18 protein-coding genes and 1 pseudogene are annotated in these 19,690 nt (G+C 71.8%); 13 read left to right on the top strand and 6 right to left on the bottom strand.

Annotated features, from left to right (window positions below; genetic code table 11):
- The first annotated feature begins 3 nt into the window (after positions 1-3).
- From ACIA8L_RS45420 to ACIA8L_RS45385, 8 genes are read left to right on the top strand one after another with little or no spacing between them, the layout of a single operon-like run.
- Positions 4-432, top strand: a complete 429-nt coding sequence (locus tag ACIA8L_RS45420; protein ID WP_395914792.1) for an ester cyclase — start codon at positions 4-6, stop codon at positions 430-432.
- Positions 429-1,202 (top strand): DJ-1/PfpI family protein, encoded by a 774-nt coding sequence (locus ACIA8L_RS45415; RefSeq protein WP_395914790.1) that lies wholly within the window; start codon positions 429-431, stop codon positions 1,200-1,202. The genes ACIA8L_RS45420 and ACIA8L_RS45415 overlap by 4 nt, the downstream gene beginning before the upstream one ends.
- Positions 1,195-2,019: a hypothetical protein gene (locus ACIA8L_RS45410; protein ID WP_395914789.1), complete on the top strand. Its 825-nt coding sequence runs from the start codon at positions 1,195-1,197 to the stop codon at positions 2,017-2,019. Before ACIA8L_RS45415 ends, ACIA8L_RS45410 begins: the two co-directional genes overlap by 8 nt.
- Positions 2,016-2,864 (top strand): type 1 glutamine amidotransferase domain-containing protein, encoded by an 849-nt coding sequence (locus ACIA8L_RS45405; RefSeq protein WP_395914787.1) that lies wholly within the window; start codon positions 2,016-2,018, stop codon positions 2,862-2,864. The genes ACIA8L_RS45410 and ACIA8L_RS45405 overlap by 4 nt, the downstream gene beginning before the upstream one ends.
- A 29-nt stretch (positions 2,865-2,893) precedes the next feature.
- The gene (locus tag ACIA8L_RS45400; RefSeq protein ID WP_395914785.1) at positions 2,894-4,687 is read left to right on the top strand and encodes an ankyrin repeat domain-containing protein; all 1,794 of its coding nucleotides are present in this window, start codon (positions 2,894-2,896) and stop codon (positions 4,685-4,687) included.
- A gap of 33 nt (positions 4,688-4,720) precedes the next feature.
- Positions 4,721-5,302 carry a hypothetical protein gene (locus ACIA8L_RS45395; RefSeq protein ID WP_395914783.1) on the top strand — a complete coding sequence of 194 codons (582 nt, stop codon included), beginning with the start codon at positions 4,721-4,723 and terminating at the stop codon, positions 5,300-5,302.
- A gap of 24 nt (positions 5,303-5,326) precedes the next feature.
- Positions 5,327-5,764, top strand: a complete 438-nt coding sequence (locus tag ACIA8L_RS45390; RefSeq protein WP_395914781.1) for a MarR family winged helix-turn-helix transcriptional regulator — start codon at positions 5,327-5,329, stop codon at positions 5,762-5,764.
- Positions 5,757-7,133 carry an MFS transporter gene (locus tag ACIA8L_RS45385; RefSeq protein WP_395914780.1) on the top strand — a complete coding sequence of 459 codons (1,377 nt, stop codon included), beginning with the start codon at positions 5,757-5,759 and terminating at the stop codon, positions 7,131-7,133. The genes ACIA8L_RS45390 and ACIA8L_RS45385 overlap by 8 nt, the downstream gene beginning before the upstream one ends.
- A 29-nt stretch (positions 7,134-7,162) precedes the next feature.
- Here the strand turns inward: ACIA8L_RS45385 and ACIA8L_RS45380 are convergent, their stop codons facing one another.
- From ACIA8L_RS45380 to ACIA8L_RS45370, 3 genes are all read right to left on the bottom strand, one after another.
- Positions 7,163-7,618, bottom strand: coding sequence for a hypothetical protein (locus ACIA8L_RS45380; RefSeq protein ID WP_395914778.1), 456 nt, complete (start codon positions 7,616-7,618; stop codon positions 7,163-7,165).
- A 107-nt stretch (positions 7,619-7,725) separates the two neighbouring features.
- Positions 7,726-8,574: a DUF6999 family protein gene (locus ACIA8L_RS45375; RefSeq protein WP_395914776.1), complete on the bottom strand. Its 849-nt coding sequence runs from the start codon at positions 8,572-8,574 to the stop codon at positions 7,726-7,728.
- The gene (locus ACIA8L_RS45370; RefSeq protein WP_395914774.1) at positions 8,571-10,415 is read right to left on the bottom strand and encodes a 3-oxoacyl-[acyl-carrier-protein] synthase III C-terminal domain-containing protein; all 1,845 of its coding nucleotides are present in this window, start codon (positions 10,413-10,415) and stop codon (positions 8,571-8,573) included. The genes ACIA8L_RS45375 and ACIA8L_RS45370 overlap by 4 nt, the downstream gene beginning before the upstream one ends.
- Positions 10,416-10,573: 158 nt before the next feature.
- Between ACIA8L_RS45370 and ACIA8L_RS45365 the strand changes: the two genes are divergently transcribed.
- Together ACIA8L_RS45365 and ACIA8L_RS45360 are read left to right on the top strand one after the other, a co-directional pair.
- Positions 10,574-11,017 (top strand): HPP family protein, encoded by a 444-nt coding sequence (locus ACIA8L_RS45365; protein ID WP_395914772.1) that lies wholly within the window; start codon positions 10,574-10,576, stop codon positions 11,015-11,017.
- Between the two features lie 49 nt (positions 11,018-11,066).
- Entirely contained in the window at positions 11,067-14,747 is a 3,681-nt protein-coding gene (locus ACIA8L_RS45360; protein ID WP_395914771.1) for an FHA domain-containing protein, read from the top strand.
- Positions 14,748-14,819: 72 nt separating this feature from the next.
- Here ACIA8L_RS45360 and ACIA8L_RS45355 read toward each other — a convergent pair whose 3' ends face one another.
- Positions 14,820-15,377, bottom strand: a complete 558-nt coding sequence (locus tag ACIA8L_RS45355) for a TetR/AcrR family transcriptional regulator (RefSeq protein ID WP_395914769.1) — start codon at positions 15,375-15,377, stop codon at positions 14,820-14,822.
- 67 nt (positions 15,378-15,444) lie between these two features.
- Here ACIA8L_RS45355 and ACIA8L_RS45350 point away from each other — a divergent pair, with 67 nt between their 5' ends.
- Positions 15,445-15,807, top strand: coding sequence for a DoxX family protein (locus ACIA8L_RS45350; protein ID WP_395914768.1), 363 nt, complete (start codon positions 15,445-15,447; stop codon positions 15,805-15,807).
- A 306-nt stretch (positions 15,808-16,113) separates the two neighbouring features.
- Here ACIA8L_RS45350 and ACIA8L_RS45345 read toward each other — a convergent pair whose 3' ends face one another.
- Positions 16,114-16,503 carry a nuclear transport factor 2 family protein gene (locus tag ACIA8L_RS45345; RefSeq protein WP_395914766.1) on the bottom strand — a complete coding sequence of 130 codons (390 nt, stop codon included), beginning with the start codon at positions 16,501-16,503 and terminating at the stop codon, positions 16,114-16,116.
- 42 nt (positions 16,504-16,545) lie between these two features.
- Positions 16,546-17,187, bottom strand: a complete 642-nt coding sequence (locus ACIA8L_RS45340) for an AAA family ATPase (protein WP_395914765.1) — start codon at positions 17,185-17,187, stop codon at positions 16,546-16,548.
- Between the two features lie 101 nt (positions 17,188-17,288).
- Between ACIA8L_RS45340 and ACIA8L_RS45335 the strand changes: the two are divergent.
- Positions 17,289-18,557, top strand: a pseudogene (locus ACIA8L_RS45335) (MFS transporter); the annotation flags it as partial.
- Positions 18,558-18,839: 282 nt separating this feature from the next.
- Positions 18,840-19,607: a S1 family peptidase gene (locus ACIA8L_RS45330; RefSeq protein WP_395914763.1), complete on the top strand. Its 768-nt coding sequence runs from the start codon at positions 18,840-18,842 to the stop codon at positions 19,605-19,607.
- The last annotated feature ends 83 nt before the right edge of the window (positions 19,608-19,690 follow it).

Below are 19,690 nucleotides of genomic sequence, written 5' to 3'. Positions count from 1 at the left end.
ACCGTGCAGCACGCCGAGGCCGAGCGGCTGATCGAGCCGTTCTACGACCTGTTCCGCAGCAAGCGCCGGGACTGGGACGCCGGGTTCGGGGTCCTCGCCGACGACTGGCGCTCCTACTACACGAACGGGCGCTTCCGCACCAAGGCGGACACCCGGCCGTACATCGAGGGGCTGTTCGAGCTCGTCCCGGACATCAACGTCGAGGTCCTGCACATGAGCGTCGACGGCGTGTACATCTCCGTGCGCAGCGAACTGTCCGGGACGCCCGCGAGCGACTTCATGGTCCCGCACACCGGGCGCTCGTTCAGCATCATGACGATCGACGTCCACGAGATCGACGACGACGGGCGGCTGTCGGTCCTGCACCACCTCGAGGACTGGGGCACCGCCATCCGGCAGCTCCAGGGCACCGAACAGCTGGGGGAGCAATGAAGGTCCTGGTCATCGCGTCCAACTACGGGGTGTGGGCGGAGGAGCTGCAGGGGCCGTGGGACGCGCTGCGGGCGGCCGGGCACGAGCTCACCCTCGCCACCTACCTGGGTCAGACCCCGCTGCCGGGCGTCATCAGCATGGACCCGGAGTTCGTCGACCCCATGCAGAAGGTGAAGATGAACCCGCCGGAGCTCCTGGCCCGGGTCAACCAGATCCTCGACACCGGCGAGTGGGACCATCCGATCCGCACGCGCGACGCGGACATGGCCGATCACGACGCGCTCGTCATCGTCGGCGGGGCCGGGTCGGCGCTGGACGTGGCCGGCAGCGGACTCGTGCACCGGCTCGTCCTGGACGCGTACAAGAGCGGCAAGACGATCGGTGCGCTCTGCTACGCGGTCGGCGCGCTCGCGCTCACCCGTGACCCGGACAACGGCATGCGCAGTGTCATCCACGGCCGGCACGTCACCGCCCACCCGCACGCGTGGGACTTCGTCGAGGATCTCGAGTACGACGTGGTGCGGGCCACCGCCGACAATCCGCGGCTGCGGCTCACGACGAGCGGGTTCGTGTTCCCCCTGCAGTACATGGTCGAGGACGCCGTCGGTCCGCAAGGGTCGGTCGCGTCGGACCCCACCACGTCCCGGGAGCGCCCGAGCGTCGTCTACGACCCGCCGTTCGTCACCGGCCTGTCGGTCGAGTCGGCGCAGGCGTTCGGCGCCAAACTCGTCGAAGTCCTCGAGCGGAAGCCGGTAAGCGCACATGCCTGACCTGCCCGAGCCGACGATCGGCTCCATCGACCGGGGCGACCTGACCATCCACACGTTCATGGCCCCCGACGACTTCCTGGCCAACTCGACGCACGTGCTCGAGACCGCGCACGGCCTGGTCGTCATCGACGGGCAGTTCGTCGCGCCCTACGCGATCGCCTTCCGGCGCTTCGTCGACGCGTTCGACAAGCCGATCCGGAAGGTGTACCTCAGCCACGCCCACGTCGACCACTGGTTCGGGCTGAGCACGGCGTTCCCGGACGTGCCGATCTGGGCGGCACAGGACACGATCGCGGAGCTGCGGCACACCGGCGAGTCGGAGCGGGCCGCGCGGCGCGTGCAGTACGGCCCGTTCGTCCCCGACGCCGTCGTCATGCCCGAGCACGTCGCCGAGCCCGGCCACGACACCGTCGACGGCGTCGACTACCACATCGACGTCGTGCGCAATGCTGAGTGCGGCGCGCAGCTCGTGCTCACGCTGCCCGGCCACGGTGTCACGATCGCGCAGGATCTGGTCTACAGCGGCACGCACGTGTACGTCACGCGCACCACCGCGAACACGATCGCGCTGCTGCGGGTCATGGCCACGTCCGGCTCGGACACGTTCCTGGCCGGCCACGGCCCGGTCGCCGACGCCGCCGAGGTGCTGCACAACGCCGACTACCTCGCGTTCGCCGAGCAGCGCCTGGCCCACGACGACCCGGCCACGTTCCGGGAGGCGCTGCTGGCCGCCTACCCGCAGCGCCGCTGCCCGCAGCTGCTCGACATCTTCATCCCGCGCCTGTTCGAAACGTCCACCCTGGAGGTCGGGACATGAGCAAGAACGTGCTGTGCGTCGTTTCTGAGTACGGGTTCTGGGCCCAGGAGCTGCTGCTGCCCGTCGACCGCCTGGAGTCGGCCGGGATCGCGGTGCACTTCGCGAGCCCGACCGGCGCGCAGCCGACCCCGGACGGCGGCAGCCTCGACAGCTCCTACGTGGACCCGCCGCTCGGCCGGCCGGTCACGTCGAAGGAGATGGAGGACCGGGCCCGCTCGACGGACTGGGAGACGTACTTCAAGGACCGGCAGAGCCTCGCCGAGCTGCTGCCCGTGCGGCCGTATCTGAGCTCGGGCAACTACATCGCGGCGATGGAGCAGTACTACGAGCGGCGGCAGGCGGCCTGGGACGACATCGTGCCGCGCTACGACGCGCTGCTGCTCGTCGGCGGCAGCGGGCCCATCGTCGACATGGTGAACAACCCGCGCGTGCACGACCTGGTCCTCGGGTTCCACGCGGCCGGCAAGCTGATCGCGGCCGAGTGTTACGCCGTGACGTGCCTGGCGATGGCCCGGGAGCTCGACGACCGGCGCCCGATCATCGAGGGCCGGCACGTGACCGGCCACACGATGGAGTACGACTACACGTCCGGCTGGGCCGTCATGGCCAACGGGGCACCGCTGGTCTTCAACGCGCCGCCGTTCTCGCTCGAGTACATCCTGCGCGACGCGGTCGGCCCGCACGGGCGCTTCCACGGCAACGTCGGGCACCGGCTGTCGGTCATCCTCGACCACCCGTTCCTCACCAGCCGCTCGGTCGGCGAGAGCGACCTCTGCGGCCAGGTCATGGTCGAGGCGCTGACGTCCGGCGTTCGCGAATACGGTTTCGCGCGTGATCGGGGATGACGACCGCCGCCGCGGCTGCGGATCCGCGCGTGATCGGGGATGCTGATCGCCGCCGCCTCCTGGTGAGCCTGGCCGGCGACCACTCGCTCAGCGCGCTCAAAGTGCTGGCCGCGCTGGGCCGCCGTACGCCGCACCCGGACACGGTCCGGGCCGAGGTGCTCGCCGGCTGGCCCGCCGAGGGGCCGGTGCTCGCCCTGGCCGGGGCCCTGCTGCGGCTCAAGGCGATCGACGACCGGGAGTCCCTGGCCGGGCGGCTCGGGCCGGGCCTGGCCGACCTGGCGGCGCGGGCGGCGAACCGCGAGGAGCACTTCATGACGATCGCGGTCGCCGACGAGTGCGGCACCCCCGACCGGGCGGTGCTGGACGGCTCCATCCGGTTCTTTCGCGCCATGGAACGCGACGACGGCACCTTCGGCCCCGACCCGCTCGACAACGCGATCGCGGCGAGTGCCCTGCTGCGGATCGGTCAGCCGCTGCGTGACCCGTCGACCGTGGGCAAGCTGCTGGTCGAATGCCTGGCCCAGGCCGATCTGTGGCTTTCGTACTGTGCGATGCGTGCCCTGGCCCTGCTCGGCCTGACCCCGGCCCCGTATCCGCTGGACCTGCCGCTGCTGGCCACGGCCGACGAGACCTACCAGCGAATCAGTATTCGCGAATGGCTGCTGGCCCCGATTTTCGCCGCCGCCCGGGCCGGTGACCTCGACACCCTCGCCCGCCACCTGCACAGCGGCGGCGACCCGGACCTGACCGACCTGACCGGCTGGACGCTGCTGTCCGCGGCCGCCGTACGCGGGCAGGCCGCCGCCGTGCGGATGCTCCTCGACGCGGGGGCCGACCCCGACCGGCGCGTCACCGACGCCGACGCGCTCCCGGTCTTCTGGGCCGCCCAGCACGGCGACGTCGACACCGTGAAGGCCCTCCTGGAGCGCCGCCCCGAGCACGTCACCGCGATCAGCCGCGTCAACGGCCACACCGTGTTGTTACAGGCGGTCTTCTTCGGTACCGCCCGTCACCGCGACCTCATCGCCTGGCTCCTGTCCACCTACGACCCCGCACCGCAGCTGGCCGCCTGCAACGTCCGCGGCTATACAGCTCGCGCGATGGCCGAACTGTGGCACAACGAGCCGATCCTGGCCGTACTCCCGGCGACGTCGGACCCCGGCCGGGAAGCCGACTACCGCTGCCGACTCCTGGCCGCCATCGCCGGCGAGCCCGACCCGCCCGTCGACACGCTGGTCGCCGCGCTCGCCGACCCCCGCGACCAGGAGCGCATCACGGCCGCCATGAACGTGCCCGGCCTGGACCTGAACCGCCAGGGCGGCCCGCTCGGCCAGACCCCGATCATCGCCGCCGTCACCGGCACCGATCCGGACGCCGCGACGGCCGAAGCTCGCCGCCGAGTCGTCACGGAGCTGCTGGGCCGCGGCGCCGACCCGGACCTGCCCGAGCGGCACCCGATGGCCGTCGACGCCGTCATCCGCGCCGCGGTCCTGAACCACTTCGAATGTTTGCGCGAATTCGCAGTACACATGCCGCCGCTGGCTTTTGCCGCAGCGCTGAACGAGCGCCCGGCCATCAACGGTCAGACCGCCCTGGACGACACCGTCCATCGGGCACTCACCGCCGACGAGTCCACGTTGGACAGTCACCTGGAGCAGATCCGCTGGGCCGTCGCGCACGGCGCCCGCCCCGACATCCCCGACCACACCGGCGTCACCCCCCTCGGCCGCGCCACCGCCGCCCGGGCCGACCCGATCCTGCGACCCCACGCCGCCGCCGTCCTGGCCGCGCTCGGGACAGCGGGCCCTTCGCCAGGTGGCTAACATCGATAGGGACCGAGACACGGGGGTGCGCTCGTGAGCTATCGCTGGGAGATCCGGACCGACGGGCCGTCCCGTCCGTGGCCCGACGCCGCCGAACGGCTCCTCGCCACCATCCGCGGCCTGGACCGCGTGTTCCCGGGCGAGGCCGGCACCGCCCGGCTGACCCCGGACGGCTCGCTCAGCCTCGGGCGGGGCCGATTATGGCTGGCCTGGCACGAGCCGGGCCGGGACCGCACCGAGCTGCGGGTGGGCACGAAGCCGCAGCTCAACCCGGCCCTCGAGGAGCGGCTGCCCGAGGTGTCGGCCCTGGTCGCCGAGCTCGGCCGGGTCTGGACCGCCGACTACGCCTGGATCGACCTGCGGCACGTCCGCCGGTCCTGGAACCGCCGCCGCCCCGGCCACCCCGTGTTCTCGCTGGCCACCTGGCTCGCGGCGAGCGCCGCCCGCACCGACACCACCGGCCTGGACGTCGACACGACCGACACCGCCGACGGCCGGCTCATCGTGCTGCGCCGCCCGTCGGCCGCCATCGGCAATGACGAGGAGGGCTCGCTGAGCGGGGGGCGCGCCCTGGTGGAGGCATTGGCCTTGCGCACCACGCTGCTGGCGCTCTGATTTTCTACAGCTAAACTGTACAGCATGGCTGCTGTTTCTCCGTCGGCTGTGCGCGCCTCCCAGGCCGTGCGGGCCGTCATCGGCCGGCTGCGCCGCCGCATCCGCGCGTCCGGCGGCACCGAGGGCATCACCCTGTCGCAGGGGTCGGTCCTGGCCCGGCTCACGGACAACGAGGGCCTGGCCGTCAGCGACCTCGCCGCGATCGAGGGCGTCCGGCACCAGTCGATGGCGGCCACCGTCTCCGCCCTCGCCGCCCTGGCACTGGTCGAGCGCCGCCCGGACCCGGCCGACGGCCGCCGCCAGCTGATCGCCCTGACCGCCGAGGGCCGCCACCGGGCCGAGGCCGGCCGCCAGGCCCGCGGCGAGTGGCTGGCCGGCGAACTCGAACACAAGTGCACAGAAGCCGAACGGCAGACCGTGATCGCGGCCATGGCCGTTCTTGAGCGGATCGCGCATGACTGACGTCAGCGTACGCTTCGACCGCCGGCTGATCCCGCCGATGATGCTCGGCTCGATCCTCAACCCGATCAACTCCACGGTCCTGGCCGTCGCCCTGATCCCCATCGGGGCCGCGTTCGGTGCGCCCCCGTCGCAGACGGCGTGGCTGGTGTCGGCGCTGTACCTGGCGACCGCGTTGGGACAGCCGGTGGTGGGCCGCCTGATCGACCTGTTCGGCCCGCGCCGCCTGTTCCTGATCAGCACGTCGCTCGTCGGCGTGGCCGGCGTGCTCGGCACCACGGCCCCGAACCTCGGTGTCCTCATCGCCGCCCGGGTCCTGCTCGGCTTCGGCACGTGCGCCGGCTACCCGGCCGCGATGGCCCTGCTGAAGCGGGAGGCGGCGCGGACCGGCCACGACAGCCCGGCCGGTGTCCTGACCGCCCTGGCCGCCGCCAACCAGACGATCGCCGTGATCGGCCCGCTGCTCGGCGGTGTCCTGATCGCCGTCGGCGGCTGGCGGGCGACGTTCGCGCTGAACATTCCCCTGTCGGCGCTGGCGGTCACGCTGGGCGCGCTCCGCCTGCCGAAATCCCCGCCGCGACCGCTGCGCCTGGGCCCGCTCGACCTGCCGGGCATGGCCCTGTTCGCGGCGACGCTCGTCGCACTCCTGCTGTTCCTGATGCGCCCGACGTGGTACCTCCCGCTGATCACCGTCGCCGCCGGGGCCGCGTTCACGCTGCGCGAACTGCGCGCCGAAACGCCGTTCATCGACCTGCGGGTGCTCGGCGGCAACCCGCCACTGCTGGCCACGTACGGCCGCGCGCTGGTCGCCTACGTCGTGTCCTACGCGTTCCTGTACGGCTTCACGCAGTGGACCGAGGAGGGGTACGGCCTGACCCCGTTGCACGCCGGCCTGGTCCAGATCCCCATGTTCCTGGTGGGCATCGCCATCTCCGTCACCATCGGCCGCCACCCGGGCGTGCTCACCAAACTGCTGCTGGGCGGCGCCGCCCAGATCGCCGCCTGCGCCCTGATGCTGACCCTGACCGCGGCCAGCCCGATCTGGCTGCTGGTCGCCCTGGCGATGCTCTTCGGCATTCCGCAAGGAGCGAACAGCCTGGCGCTGCAGAATTCGGTGTACTTCCAATCGACCCCCGACCGCATAGCGTCCTGCGCCGGCCTGCTGCGCACCTTCGGCTACCTGGGCTCCATGATCGCCTCCGCCGCGACGGCCGCCTCCTTCGGCCACCACGCCAGTACGCAAGGCATGCACCACCTGGCCTGGCTCATGCTCGCCGCCGCCGTGCTGTTCCTCCTCAGCACCCTCCTGGACCGCACCCTCCACCGCGTAGGCAAGCCCCGCGACCCAGCCGCGCCGCCAAGCTCCCGTTGACGCCGGAGCGCTCGGCCACACCTCCGTGATCAGGCCCACGCGGCCGCGCGGCAAGCGCGGTCAGTGGCCGGCGATGTCCGCGCGCAGGTCCGCAAGCCCGATGTGAGGATTGAGTGTCCGTACGACCGCATCGCCAGGAAATCGCCGTCCTCGTTGGCGAACGCGGCCTCCTCGAGCTGCGGCTCGAACACGCCGGGGAGGCCGTCCAGCAGGCCGGGCCACAGCTCGCGGTCGGCGTCGCGGTACGGCGACATCCGCGACTCGTGCGCGAACACGCGGACGAAGACACCGTCGGCGGTGAACACGATGTGCCACTCGTCGCCGCTGCCGTCGCTCATCGCGGCCGCCTCGTCGTCGCCCCACGCGCCGAACGTGTAATACGGCTCGGCCCCGCCCATGATCTCCTCCAGGACGGCCAGGGCCCGGCAGCGGTCACGAAGGACGTCGATCGGCGGCAGCCCGGCGGCGATGTCGTGGACGGTCACGCGCGCATCTTAGCCAGCCGCGATCGTGCGGCGGACGACCCAGTGGGCACTGGACGAAGCATGATGTGGTCCTGCACGCCGTCGAGCGATGGCGATGGCGCGCACGGTCACGCGGCCAGGCCGGCCGCGGCCGCGGGCTGGGGCGCCGCGGCCATGCGCACCAGGGTGGCGTGGGCGTATTCGCAGGCCAGGGCGTGCTCGTACACCGCGCGCGGCACATCGGCGGTGCTGTCCAGGCGGACCACGGAGCCGGCCGGTCGCCAGCGGTGAAAGACGGGGTCGCCGGTCAGCGCGGCCAGCACGCCCAGCAGCGACTCGTCCAGGCGCATCGAGTGCACGGCGCGGCGATACTCGGGGCCGGTCAGGCACAGCGCGAACGGGATGTTCATCAGGCACAGCGCCGTCTGGATGTCGAGGTGGAGCAGGCGGTGGCGGGTCGGCTCCGGGTCCAGCGGCGGGATGTCCAGGGTGCCGTAGTCGAGGTCCCGGGCGGTGGGGAGGGGGCGGTCGCGCGGGGCGGTCAGGACCTCGAAGACGTTGACGTCGTGCTGGATGACGGCGCGGTCGCCCAGGCCGGCCAAGGTCGTCGGGCGCAGCGTCACGACCCGCAGGCCGGGTGGGGTCGTGTTGCGGAGCACGAAGTTGAGCAGGTTCGTCTCGATGACGAAATGCCGGATCAGCAGGTGTACCGCCCCCGCGTCCACGAACCGGCGCAGGAACCACAGGCACAGGCGGTCCATCGGGCCGTGCGCGGACAAACGGACCGGCACCAGGCGCTTCGTGACCTGAATGACGCCGACCAGGATTCGCGACAGGATCCGGATCCAGGGGTACAGCCAGCGGCGCGACCACAGCCGCTGGTCCGCGATGATCAGGTCGAGGGTGGCGCGGTCCAGGGGCAGCGTCGGGTCGGCCCGCACCGCGTCCCACACCATCGTCTCCGCGTCGTCGCTCATCGGTCCACCTCCTCCAGTTGCAGCGCGTACAGGCGGGCCACGATCCTGGCGGTGCGCAGGATCCGGGCCCGGGCGGCGGGATCGGCGGCGACGAGGCGCAGGGCGTCGTCGAGCATCGCCACGTGCTCCTCGTCGGCCTCGCCGTGGTAGGTCAGGAACGCCGTCTGGTCCGCGGTCAGGTCGAGGTCGTCGCGCAGGCGGGCGGCCCAGCCGGCGGCCTTGCGGGAGCCGAGGCCCTCGATGATGAACATCGCGCCCAGCAGGTCGATCGGGTCGGGCAGGCTCGCCTGCTGGAACAGGTACGCCGACAGCGCCTCCGAGCCCACGTTCTTCGGCGCGGACCGGATGTCGGCCAGGGTGCCGCCGGCGTTGCAGTAGTCGCGCTCCAGGAGCCGGAAGTCGCGGTGCTCGTCGGCGGCGTGCCGGATCGCGGCGCTGCGCAGCGCGAACCACTCGGCCGAGAAGCTCGACGCGGCGCGGGAGATCCAGCGGCCGCCCTCGATCACCTGCTGGCGCAGGTGCAGCAGCAGTCGCCGGTAGTCCGCTATCGTCGCCGTGCCGGACTCGATGCGCGCGACGATCGGCACATCGTGCAGGGTTCGCTCGAAGTCGCTCCAGACCTCCGCCAAACCCCGCATGAGCGCGGGGGTACCGTCTGAGCCCGTCGCCGCACCGGCAGTACCCGCCGAATCCGCTTGGTCGTGCACTGCTTTGACCGCCGGCTCCTCCGGGGCGACGCACGTCAGGTGGGCGAAGGCGAACGAGAACCGGCCGGACTCGGGCACGATCAGCAGGATCCGGTCGCCGGGGCGGAACCGGCCGGTCCGCCAGCACTCGGCGAGGGCCACGTAGATGCTCGCCGCGCCCGTGTTGCCGGCCGTGGCGAGGTTGCTGAACCAGCGATCCTCGTCGATCATCAGCCCGGCCCCGGTGAGCAGCCGGAAGATCTCGCCGCGGAAGTGCTCGGCGCTGTAGTGACAGAGCACGTGATCGATCGTGCTCGGGTCGAGCAGGCCGCGGTCGACGAGGCCGGCGAACTCGGCCAGCCCGGCCGGGAACAGCCGCGGCAGCAGTCGCACGTCCTGGCGCAGCCGGAACATCCCGTCGGCCTCGGCGTCCGCGGCGCGCGCAACGTCCAGCCAGGTCTGCCCGGACACCGGCGTACCGGACTCGGCGACACCGGCGCGCATGCACACCGGGTGCTCGTGTGCGTGCGACACCAGATGCGTCCAGTCGACGCGCAGGGACGGACGGTCCGGCCGCGGCGCCGGCTCCACGACGACGGCGCCGGCCCCGTCGGAGAGCGTCCAGCGCAGGAACTCGGCGTCGAACCGGGGCCGCCCGGCGTAGCGGTCCTGCCGCAGCGTCCGCCCGATGCACTCGCTGCCGGCCGCGACCGCGACCCGCCGCTCACCGAGCCGGACCGCGCGGACCGCGCCGGTGAGGGCGGCCATCCCGGAGGCGCACACGCCCCCGGCCGACAGCACTTCGAGGGGGCCCGCGGCGAGGCGGCCGTGCACCATGCCGGCGAATCCGGGCACGAGCAGGTCGCCCTGGGTGGTGCCGGTCGCGAGCAGGTCGACGTCGCCGAGGCCGATCCCCCGGTCCTTGACCGCCGCCGTGATCGCCTCGGCCGCGAGCTCCTCGTTGAGCATCGTCGGCGCGCCGGCCCGGTCGAGCGCGAAGTGCCGGGTCCGGATGCCGTTCATCGCGAGCACCCGGGCCCGCATGGCCGCGCTCGCTCCGCTGGTCCCGGCACCGAGCCGGGCCACGATCTCGTCGTTGTCGAGCGGTTCGCCGGGCAGGTAGGCGGCGCACGCGGTCAAATACGCATCGGGCATGTCCATATTGCGCCACTCGCGCCCCGGTGCGCACATCCGCAGTTGTACTCAGGTGTCGCTGGGTACCACCGGGTAAGGCCAGTCATGACCGGACGTTCGTCCGATCATGCGATGCGAAAAGGTCTGACTACACTCGGGCCGCGGACCTTGGAGGTGGCGTGCTGGTCAGTGACGTCATGACGGCCTTTCCGGCGTACATCCGGCTGGGTGCGAGCATCCGGCGGGCGGCCGAGGTACTCAGCGTGTCCGAGGTCGGGGCACTCATGGTCGTCGACCACGACGGGCGGTTCGCCGGTTCACTGTCCGAAGAGGACCTGGTCCGGGCGATGCTGCCTCGCTTCGACGACGTGGCCGAGGCGGGCGGGACGCTGGCCGGGGCGTTCCAGCTGTTCCTGGAGCAGGGCCGGGCCCTCGCGGACCGGGTCGTCGACCCGCTCGTCGTGCGGGACACGGCCACCGTGCGCGGCTCCGACGAGCTGGCCCGGGCCGCGATCGTCATGCTCGACCGCGGGATCCGGCGGCTGCCGGTCGTCGACGACGGCACACTCGTCGGGACGCTGTCGCGGGCCGACCTCTGCCGCGCGGTGATCTACCATTCCTGAGCTGCGGCTGGTCCTCGTCGATCGGCACACCCGGGCGGCGAGCGAACGGGTGTGCACGCTCCCGGCCACCCTCGGCCGCCACGGCGGGTCGGCCACGGTCGTGCTCGACGACCGCGACGTGTCCCGCCGGCACGCCCGGATCGAGCTGGCCGGCGACGAACTGACGATCGCCGACCTCGGCAGCACCAACGGCACGTTCGTCAACGACGAGCGGGTGACCCGCCGGGTTCTGGCCCCCGGGGACCGGCTGCGCATCGGGCGGTTCGAGCTCGCCTGGTCGTTCGTCGACCCCGACGCCACCGAACGCATCGACCCCGGCCAGCTGACCGCGCTGCGCCCCCTGACCCCGCAGCGGATCGCAGCCCGGCGGGTGATCGAGGACGCGGAGGTGCACAACCGGCGGGCCGGGCACGAGCTCGACGGGTTCCTGTCGTTCCGGCACGGGTTCCTGCCGGCCGAGCCGCCCCTGGAGGCGTTCCCGGAGTCGCACCGGGCCTGGGACGACATGACCGGGCAGCTGCCGGAGCTGTTCCGGCGGCTGGCGCTGCGCCGGGCGTTCGACGCGCTGCCGGTGCTCGACGCGCGGCCGGAGGCGCTGCCCGACCGGTACCTGCTGCGCGCGTCCACGCTGCTGGGCGTCTTCGCGCACGCGTACCAGTACATGGCCGTCGACCCGCCCGGAGCGCTGCCGGACGCGCTGCTGCGGCCGTGGACGACGGTGTCGCGGCGGCTCGGCAAGCAGCAGCCGGCGGTGTCGTACATCGACCTGTTCTTCTACAACTGGCGGCTGCGGGACCCGGCCGGGCCGCGGGTCCTCGACAACCTGGACCTGCTCGTGCCGACCTGGGACAACCCGGCCGAGCGGGTGTTTTACCTGGTCACGACCGAGTTCGCGATGGCCCTGACGCCGGTGCTGGTGGCGATGGTCGAGGCCCAGGAGGCCGTGGTCGCCGACGATCCGGCCGCACTGGAGCGGGCGCTCCTGGCGATGTTGGAGCGGCTGCGGTACGTCACCCAAAGCATCTATCCACAGATCGACCCCAATCCGCGGGCGCGGTACCCGCTGGACCAGGTGCTGTGGGCGAAGACCGTCGGCACGGCCGGTGTGCCGATCTTCGACGGGGCGCCGAGCCCGAGTGGCACCGCGCAGCCGCACATCCACGCCATCGACGCGTTCCTCGAACGCCAGGACTTCGGCTCGCTCGTCGGGCAGCAGAGCGTGTACCTCGCCGGGTTCTTCCCGCGGCACTGGCGGGAGCTCGTGGCGGCGCTGCGCGAGGTGTCGGTGCGCCAGTACGTCGAGGAGACCCGCAACGACGCCCTGCGCGGGGTCTACAACGCCGTCCTCGACGCCTACGTGGGCGACCGGGGCTGGATGGGGCTGCACCGCATCAAGGCGTACGGGTTCCTGGAGGTGGCGTTCAAGGTCGGCCGGCAGGTCACCACCGGGGCCCGGTTCACCGGCCTGTTCAAGGACCGCACGTGGGACAAGGTGGACGGTGAGCTGGCCGTGGTGCGCGACGAGCGCCGCCCGCCGGTCGGCCCGCCGGTCGTCTTCGGCACCGCCCGCCGGGGCCGGGTCGTCACCACCGCCTCCGGCGCCTGGACCTGCTACCTCGACCTCGACGTCACCGGCCAGGGCGTGCACCACCAGCCCGGCGACCGCGTCGGCGTCCGGGCCGAGCACGACGACGAGCTCGTGCGCCGCACCGTCGCCGCCCTCCAGGCGACCGGCGACGAGCTGGTGACCCTCTCCCCCGCCTGGCAGGCGGCGGTGCGCCAGCGGGCCGGCTACGGCGACGTCGACGTGCTGCCGCTGCGGACCCTGCTGCGGTTCGCGCGGCTGCGCCCGATCGGGCGGGACGTGGCCAAGCGGCTCGTGCGGCTGAGCGCGGTCGGCTCCTGGCAGCGGATCGTCGACGCCCGCATGGAGGACCAGTGGGAGCTGTGGGACGTGCTGAACCTGCTCTACGCCGGCGGGTACGACGTCACCCGGCTGTGGAAGGCCGATCCGGGCGAGCCTGACTCCCTGTGCACCGTCATCGCCCCCGAACCGTTCCGCCTGTACTCGATCGCCTCCGCCCCGCCGCCCGGCCGACCGGCCACCACACTGCGGCTGGTCGTCGCCGGCCTCGACTACACGTCGGCCCGCAGCCCGTGGTCATACCCGCGGCCCCGCCAGGGCGCCGCCTCCCACTTCCTGCGCCGGGCCGCCGCCGAGGGCCGGGCGCGGCTGTCGCTGCAGATCGTGCCCACCCCGCGGTTCCGGCTCCCGGCCGACCCCGACCGGCCGATCGTCATGTTCGCGGCCGGCTCCGGCATCGCACCGTTCCACGGGTTCGTCACCGCGCACCCGGGCCCCGGCCGCCTGTACTGGGGCGTGCGCTCGCCGGAGGAGTTCGTCGAGCACACCGGCCTGGACACGGCCGCCGCGGCCGGCCAGCTCACCCTGGCGGTGGCGTTCTCCCGCACCGACCACGCGGTCACCTTCGACGGCCGCCGCCACGTCGTCGGGGCCGGCACCCGGCGCCGCGTCGACGACCTGATCCGGGCCGAGGCCGACACGCTCTGGGACCTGCTCGACAACGGCGGCGCCCACGTCTATATCTGCGGCAGCGCGCCGTTCGCGGTCGCGGTCGTCAAGGCCCTCGCCGCGATCGTCCCCGGCGACGGCCGGGAGTTCCTGCGCCGGCTCGTCGCCGAAGGCCGGCTCAGTGAGGACGTCTTCACCACCTACCTCGGCCACGCCCAGCAGGGCCCCCTGTTCCAGGTCTCGGAACTGGCCCGGCACACCACGCCCGAGAACGGCTACTGGATGGCGATCGGCGGCGCCGTCTTCGACGTCACCGAGTTCATCCACCTGCACGTCGGCGGCCCGCACATCATCCGCAACCACGTCGGCCTCGACGCGACCGCCGCCTACCGCAAGGTCCTGCACCACGTCCACGCCGAGATCGACGCACAGCTGTCGATGTACCAGATCGGGCACCTGCGCCGGCTGCGCTTCGGGGCCCGCTGGGGCGTGGTGCTGACGGAGGCCGGCCTGCGGTCGATGCCACTGGAGGAGCTGTTCCGGACCTGGGTCCGGTTCGTGTACCTGCTGGTCGGCATGGAGAACGCGCTGTCCGCGGACTACGGTTTCACCGCGGCGGCGGCGACGGCCGGTGAGGATCCCCGGGAGCTGACGCCGTTCAAGGCCCAGTACGTCGTGGAGACCCACCGCCGTTTCCTGGTCAGCTACCTGGACGGGCTGCTGCAGGACGATCTGCGCACGCTATGGCAGCTGACTGTCGGTTTCTGCGATCCGGCGCTGGACGTGCGCACCTTCGACACCGACCTGGCCGCGCTGCACGCGCGGACGGACACCGTTGTGGTGCGTCATTCGGTACCGGCGGTGAAGGACGTCCTGCACAGCGGCGTCGACTTCCACCACGTCAGCGCACTGTGCCGCACATATGCGCACATGGACGTGCAGCTGCTGCGCGATCTGAAGGCCGCCGTGCTGTCCGGCGTCCGCGCGTTCGAACAGCACGAGGCCGACGTGATCACGCACGCGGGGCCGGCGCTGCTCGACGCGACCAGGTCGGCGCTGACGACGGTCGGCACGTACTACCGGCGCCTGGCCGCCCAGACCACCAGCCACGGCATCACGGCCACCACCGGCCCCGACACCCCGATCCCACCGGACCGCGGCCTCCCCGGCCACGGCGCCCCACTCCCCCTCACCTGATCAGCGGGTGACTTCGTCACGTCGCTCCTTCGCCGCGGGCCCGCTTCGCCGTCCGGTCACGTCGCACCGCGGTCATCTCAGGACGCTCGCGATGATGTCGTCGATGAGCGCCGGCGTGATCGGGCGGTGGGCGACGAACCGGCGGTAGAACAGCGGGGCGGCGAGCAGGTCGACGGTCAGGTCGAGGTCCCGGTCCCGGGCGAGCTGGCCGCGGTCGCGGGCCCGCCGCAGCACGGTCAGCAGCGGTTCGCGGCGGCGGCCGGTCAGGTCGGCGTGCAAAGTCTGGAGCGCGGGATCGCGTTCGGCGGCGTCCATGTATGCGGCCAGGAGGCGCGGGAATGGCGTGTTGCTGAGCGTGTCGGCGAACATCGTGAGCAGCTGGGCGACGTCGGTGTGCACGTTGCCTGTGTCCGGGACCGGCTGCGGACGGTAGGTGCTGTCCATGGCGTCGACGAGCAGGGCGTTGGTGGTCGGCCAGTGGCGGTACACGGTCGCTTTGCTCGCCCCGGCGCGCCGGGCCACCGCTTCCATGGTGAAACCGGCGATGCCGTGCTCGTCCAGGACGCGCAGCGCGGCGTCCAGGACCCGGCGCCGGGCACCGTCGCCGCGGGTGATCGGGGCGTTCGGCATTGCTCCACCTCCATCGAAACGGTACCGTACTCTTATAGATACGGATCCGTTTCGCTAGGAGGGTCCGATGCGACCCGTTGCCTACTGGACGTCCACGGTTGTCGTGGTGAGCGAATGCGTTGTCGGCGGCGTGCTCGATCTGCTCAAAGCGCCACCCTTCTACCCGCTGATGATCGAGCTTGGCTACCCGCCCTACCTTTCGCTCATCCTCGGCGCCGCGAAGGTTTTCGCCGCCGCCATCTTGATAGCGCCCGGCCTGCCGCGACTGAAGGAATGGGCATACGCCGGCGTCCTCATCAACATGATCGGAGCCGGAGCCTCCCAGGTCGCGACCCACCGGGCGATGTCGACACTGCTCGCGCCCGGCGCGTTCGCGGCGCTGGCACTGCTGTCCTGGGCCTGGCGACCGGACACGCGCCGGCTGCGATGACCGCGCATCCGCACCGCGACACGCGGCTCATCACTCATCCGCACGGCCGCACACGGCTGACGCTATTCGCACGGCGGGACGCGGCACATCCGCCCATCCGCACGACCGCACACGGCTGATGCCCATATCCGCAGCGGCACGCGGCTCATCCGCTCATCCGCACGACCGCTCGACCGCACGCGGCTGATGCTATTCGCGCAGCGACACGCGGCTCATCACTCATCCGCACGACCGCACACGGCTGACGCTATTCGCACGGCGGGACGCGACACATCCGCCCATCCGCTCGGCCGCACACGGCTGACGCTACTCGCGCAGCGGCACGCGGCGCAGGCGGATGACGCGGTGTGCGATGCGCCAGCCGGCGGGTGTGTGTTCGACCCGGTCCTCGTAGGTGACGCTGCCGGTCCGGCCGTCCGCCGTCACGCCGAAGCCCTTGGACCGCGCGTGCACGACGCCGTTGCCCGCCTCGCGCAGGACGATGTTCGTCACGTGGTGCGCCACCGGGTTGCGGTCGCCCAGCTCCAGGGCGGACTCGCGGCTCGCGTCCAGGCCGACCAGGACACCGAGGCCGAAGTCCGTGACGTCGCAGACGACGTCCGTGGTGAACACCGCGGCCAGGCCGGCGAAGTCGCCGCGGTCGACCAGGTGGCCGTGCTCGTTGATCAGATCGGTGATGGCGACTCGGTCATCCATGCTGATAGCCACACCCGCAACGGTAAACGGGGAGTTCCCCACTTAGCAAGTGGATGGATCGGACTGTTCGCGCTCGTCGGCGCCCGGCGGGTCGGACTGTTCACGCTCGTCGGCGCCCGGCGGGTCGGACTGTTCACGCTCGTCGGCGCCCGGCGGGTCGGACTGTTCACGCTCGTCGGCGCCCGGCGATTCGAACTGACTGAGCGCGTCGCCGTCGGGCGGGTCGAACTGTTCGAGCTCGTCGGCGTCGGGCGGTTCGAACAGCGGCGCGTGCAGCTCGAGCAGCTCGCGCGTGATCGCGGCCGTCGCCCACGGTGCTGCGGCGTTGCGGGCCTCCAGCCGGCGGGCCAGTTCGTCGAGCGGCACGTCCAGGTAGCGCAGTTCCACGGCGGCGCCGAGCGCACGGGCCGCCGCACGTTTCTCGTCGCGGTCCGCGCGCAGCCAGAAACCCGACTCCATGACCACACTCTGGCCCTGCCGCAGCAGATCCTGCGCGAGTCGCCAGAAACGACGCTCCAAACGCACACGCGTCGACGTGTCGAACAGATCCACACCCAGGTCGGTCAGCCACTCGTCCGCGCACAGACGCACAGCCGGCACCTCGGTGGCCAGGCGCCGGGCCAGGGTGGTCTTGCCGGACCCGGGCAGCCCGCACAGCAGGATCAAGGTCGGACGGGCAGACACAACACCGATGATATGGGTGCGCGATACGGGTGGATGTGGTGTGCGATACGGGTGGATATGGGTGTGCGGTAAGGGCCGGACCGCCGTAAGGTGCTCTACTCGTGAACAAACTTGTCCAGGTCGCGGTGCCCGCCCGGTTGGGCTCGCCGTTTCGGTGGCTGCTCACCTCGTCATGGACGAGCAACCTCGGCGACGGCATCGCGGTCGCCGCCGGGCCGCTGCTGGTCGCCTCGCTCACGGACAACGCGTTCCTGGTGTCGCTCGGCGCATTGCTGCGGTGGGCGCCGCCGCTCGTGTTCGGGCTTTACGCGGGGGTACTGTCCGATCGGCTCGACCGCCGCCGGATCGTCATGGCCGCCGACGGGCTGCGCGCACTCGTGCTCGCCGGGCTCGTCGCGCTCATGTTCACCGACCGGCTGTCCGTGGCCGTCGCGCTCATCGCGATCGGGCTGCTGTCGGTGGGTGAGGTGTTCGCCGACAACGCCGCGGCGACGCTCGCGCCCATGCTGGTGCACCGCGATGACCTGGTGCTCGCCAACGCGCGGCTCGGGTTCGGGTACATCGCGCTCAACCAGCTCGCCGGGCCGTCCATCGGCGCCGTGCTGTTCGCGGCCGGCAGTGTGTGGCCGTTCATCGCCGAGTGCGCGTTGGTGGCGGCGGGAGTACACCTGATGGCTCGGGTCGTTTTGCCCTCCACCGCGGACACCACCGCGACCAGTCCCGCCGGCGGGTGGCACGCGGTCGTCGAGGGCGTGCGGTGGACCGTGCACAACGCGGCCGTGCGCACGCTCGCGCTCACCATCCTGATCTTCAACTTCACGTTCGGCGCGGCCTGGTCCGTGCTCGTGCTGTACGCGCACGACCGGCTCGGCCTCGGCCCTTCCGGTTTCGGCCTGCTCACGACGCTCAGCGCGGCCGGCGGGCTGCTCGGCACCGGCATGTACGGCTGGCTCACCCGCCGGGTCCGCCTCGGCGACATCATGCGCGTCGGGCTGATCATCGAAACGCTCACCCACCTGGCGCTCGCGCTCACGACGTCCGCGTGGTTCGCGTCGGCAGTGTTCGTCGTGTTCGGTGCGCACGTGTTCGTCTGGGGCACGACGTCGACGACCGTGCGTCAGCGTGCGGTGCCGGCTCACCTGCAGGGCCGTGTCGGCAGTGTCAACACGATCAGCGTGTTCGGCGGCCTGGTCGTCGGTTCGGTCATCGGGGGTACTCTCGCCACGCGCATCGGCGTCACGGCGCCGTTCTGGTTCGCGTTCGCCGGCTCAGCCGTGTTCGTCGCGCTGCTGTGGCGCCAACTGGCCCGCATCGCTCACACGGACACTGCCGCAGACACTCCGGCGGGCACCTCGGCGGGCACTTCGGCGACCGCTTCCGCGCATGTGGACACCCCATCGGACACGAACACTCCCACACACGCCAACACGCCGGCGAACGCGAGCACTTCCGCGCACGCGAACACTCCGGCGAACGCGAACGGTTCCGCACACGCAAACACCCCGGCGGACGCGAACGGTTCCGCACACGCAAACACCCCGGCGGACGCGAACGGTTCCGCACACGCAAACACCCCGGCGAACGTGGACACGGACGCGGTATGACCATTCCGGTATATCGAGATGCTTCCATGTGACTCGTAACATTCCCCCATGTTGCGAAAGCTCTTGGTCGCCACGACGGCGGCCGTCGCGCTCATCGGCGCCCTGCCCGGCAACGTGCAGGCGAGCGTCCCCCGGGAGTCCGTTGTCGGCGGCACGCGCGCCGCGCAGGGCGAGTTCCCGTTCATGGTGCGCCTGTCGATGGGTTGCGGCGGCGCGCTGTACAGCAGCCGCCTGGTCCTGACCGCCGCCCACTGCGTCAGCCGGACCGGTGCGAACACCAGCATCACCGCCACCCTGGGCGCCGTCGACCTCCAGTCGTCGACCCGGATCACGGTGAAGTCGAACTACGTGTACCGGGCACCGGGCTACAACGGCAACGGCAAGGACTGGGCCCTGATCCGCCTGGCCACCCCGGTCACGGGCCTGGCGACGCTGCCGATCGCGCAGAACACGACGTACAACACGGGCACGTTCACGATCGTCGGCTGGGGCGCGGCGACGGAGGGCGGCGGCCAGCAGCGCTACCTCCTGAAGGCGACAGTCCCCTACGTCCCCGACGCGACCTGCGACAACGCGTACCCCGACCTGGTCCCGAGCGACGAGCTCTGCGCCGGCTACACCTCCGGCGGCGTCGACACGTGCCAGGGCGACTCCGGCGGCCCCATGTTCCGCCGCGACGCCCAGAACGCCTGGATCCAGGTCGGGATCGTCAGCTGGGGCAACGGCTGCGCGCGGCCCAACTACCCAGGCGTCTACACCGAGGTGAGCACCTTCGCCCCGGCCATCGCGGCCGCCGCCGCATCCCTCGGCGGCTAGGCAGTACCCCCGAAGCGGTGGTCTGTGTCCTTTTCAAGGGCCGGGCCACCGCTTCGGCGCGCTCGGTGGACATCGACGGGCAC

The sequence above is a fragment of the Dactylosporangium sp. NPDC051541 genome (assembly GCF_044454505.1).
Lineage (GTDB): Bacteria > Actinomycetota > Actinomycetes > Mycobacteriales > Micromonosporaceae > Dactylosporangium.
This window is presented reverse-complemented; position numbering and strand designations above follow the sequence as displayed.

Bases quoted from the DNA above. Each gene is read 5' to 3' on its own strand.
- ACIA8L_RS45415 (WP_395914790.1), top strand. From the start codon at position 429: ATGAAGGTCCTGGTCATCGCGTCCAACTACGGGGTGTGGGCGGAGGAG.
- ACIA8L_RS45410 (WP_395914789.1), top strand. From the start codon at position 1,195: ATGCCTGACCTGCCCGAGCCGACGATCGGCTCCATCGACCGGGGCGAC.
- ACIA8L_RS45405 (WP_395914787.1), top strand. From the start codon at position 2,016: ATGAGCAAGAACGTGCTGTGCGTCGTTTCTGAGTACGGGTTCTGGGCC.
- ACIA8L_RS45390 (WP_395914781.1), top strand. From the start codon at position 5,327: ATGGCTGCTGTTTCTCCGTCGGCTGTGCGCGCCTCCCAGGCCGTGCGG.
- ACIA8L_RS45385 (WP_395914780.1), top strand. From the start codon at position 5,757: ATGACTGACGTCAGCGTACGCTTCGACCGCCGGCTGATCCCGCCGATG.
- ACIA8L_RS45375 (WP_395914776.1), bottom strand. From the start codon at position 8,574: ATGAGCGACGACGCGGAGACGATGGTGTGGGACGCGGTGCGGGCCGAC.
- ACIA8L_RS45370 (WP_395914774.1), bottom strand. From the start codon at position 10,415: ATGCCCGATGCGTATTTGACCGCGTGCGCCGCCTACCTGCCCGGCGAA.
- ACIA8L_RS45355 (WP_395914769.1), bottom strand. From the start codon at position 15,377: ATGCCGAACGCCCCGATCACCCGCGGCGACGGTGCCCGGCGCCGGGTC.
- ACIA8L_RS45350 (WP_395914768.1), top strand. From the start codon at position 15,445: ATGCGACCCGTTGCCTACTGGACGTCCACGGTTGTCGTGGTGAGCGAA.
- ACIA8L_RS45345 (WP_395914766.1), bottom strand. From the start codon at position 16,503: ATGGATGACCGAGTCGCCATCACCGATCTGATCAACGAGCACGGCCAC.
- ACIA8L_RS45330 (WP_395914763.1), top strand. From the start codon at position 18,840: ATGTTGCGAAAGCTCTTGGTCGCCACGACGGCGGCCGTCGCGCTCATC.